The following is a 258-nucleotide window of genomic DNA, read 5'->3' as shown; positions in this document are numbered from 1 at the left end:
ATCCTGCTGCTGGTCATCCAGCACTTGCTGAGACCTTGGCGCAGCAACTGAGTGCCCGTGGTATTGTTTGTAGGGTCAATCCTTTACGTGTCAGTGACCATGGGGTATGGGCGCCACTTTTACACCTGTATCCACAGGCTGATATTCCTATCGTACAAGTATCCTTGCCACAGTATTATGACAGTATCGCCTGCTATCAATTGGGCGCGCAACTGGCACGGCTGCGTGATGAGCAAATTTTGATTATCGGTTCAGGGA

The 258-nt window shown here is 50.4% G+C and carries 1 protein-coding gene; it reads left to right on the top strand.

The window, feature by feature from the left end:
- Window positions 1–258, top strand: a 258-nt coding sequence (locus AAEY75_RS15970) for a DODA-type extradiol aromatic ring-opening family dioxygenase (RefSeq protein WP_352260144.1), incomplete at both ends; no start/stop codon positions are given.

Origin of the sequence: Psychrobacter sp. TB55-MNA-CIBAN-0194 (assembly GCF_040309505.1) — a bacterium.
Taxonomy (GTDB): domain Bacteria; phylum Pseudomonadota; class Gammaproteobacteria; order Pseudomonadales; family Moraxellaceae; genus Psychrobacter; species Psychrobacter fozii.
This window is presented reverse-complemented; position numbering and strand designations above follow the sequence as displayed.